Source organism: Extibacter sp. GGCC_0201 (assembly GCF_017566055.1).
Classification (GTDB): Bacteria; Bacillota; Clostridia; order Lachnospirales; family Lachnospiraceae; genus Extibacter.
The window spans coordinates 1-1,290 of record NZ_JABFCH010000059.1 but is presented as its reverse complement, the minus strand read 5'-3'; the positions used below and the strand labels follow the sequence as shown (position 1 = coordinate 1,290).

At 62.9% G+C, this 1,290-nt stretch carries 2 protein-coding genes; both read right to left on the bottom strand.

The window, feature by feature from the left end:
- On the bottom strand, positions 1-482 hold a 482-nt coding region (locus HJV72_RS18730), incomplete at its 3' end, for a hypothetical protein (protein ID WP_330619048.1).
- The coding region (locus tag HJV72_RS18725) for a transketolase (protein ID WP_208073362.1) at positions 475-1,290 on the bottom strand (816 nt) is incomplete at its 5' end. The genes HJV72_RS18730 and HJV72_RS18725, both read right to left, overlap by 8 nt.

Genomic DNA, 1,290 nt, shown 5'->3' with positions numbered 1-1,290 from the left:
CGGATGTACGCCGGCTTCTCGTCCTCAAGCAGCGCCTTCGTCAGCAGCTCCGTCTGCAGCCGGTCGCTCGGCAGGTACACCCGCATGTTCGGCACCGCCGACATCGCCGCGATGTCCTGCGCCGAGTGGTGGCTCATCCCCAGCGCTCCGTAGCTCACCCCTCCGCTGATCCCGATCAGCTTCACGTTCGTGTCCGAATAGGCCACGTCTATCTTGCACTGCTCATAGCTCCTCGTGGACAGGAAGCACGCCGGCGATGCCGCGTACGGCTTCTTCCCGCACTTCGCAAGCCCTGCCGAGATGCTCACCAGGTTCTGCTCCGCGATCCCCGTCTCCACGAACTGCCTGGGCAGCCCGTCTGCGAACGGCGTGAACGACGCGCTCCCACGGGAGTCGCTGCACAGCGCCACCACGTCCCTGTCCGTCCTTGCCGCCTCCATCAGTACCTCACATATCACCTGCTTGTTCGCTATCTTAGCCATGAAGCGTTCCCTCCTTTTCAAGCTCTGCCTTCTTCTCCTCCAGGTCCTTCCTGATCTGCAAAAGCTCCTCCTCGTTCGGAACCTTATGGTGCCAGTTCGCCTTGTCCTCCATCACGGAAGAGCCCTTCCCCTTCACCGTGTTGGCGATCAGCACGGTGGGCTGCCCCTTCACCGTCTTCGCCTCCTCGAATGCCGCGTGGAGCTCATCGATGTCGTTGCCGTCCGCCACGTCGATCACGTGCCAGCCGAAGGCACGGAACCTTTCATGCAGGTCGTCGTGCCCCATCACGTCCTCCGTGCTGCCGGATATCTGCAGCCGGTTCCGGTCCACCACCGCGCACAGGTTGTCGAGCCTGTACTGGCTGGCCGCCATGGCCCCTTCCCATACGGAGCCCTCCGCCAACTCGCCGTCGCCCATCACCGTGTACACCCGGTAGCCCTGGCCGTTCATCTTTCCCGCCAGCGCCATGCCGACGCAGACCGGAAGGCCATGGCCGAGGGAGCCGGAGTTCATCTCCACGCCCGGAAGCTTGTTGTTCGGGTGCCCGATGAACCTGGAGCCGAACTTGCTGAAGGTGGAGACGAGCTCCTCCTTATCGAAGAACCCCTTCTCGGCCAGCACCGCGTAGTAGGCCTCCACGGAGTGCCCCTTGCTCATGACGAACTTGTCGCGGTCCGGGTCGTCCTGGTTCTCAGGGCTTGCGTCCATCTGGCAGAAGTACAGCTCCGTCAGGATCTCCATCACGCTCATGTCGCCGCCGATGTGGCCGGCCTTCCCCTCGACGATCATGTCGATTACGGTTTCTCT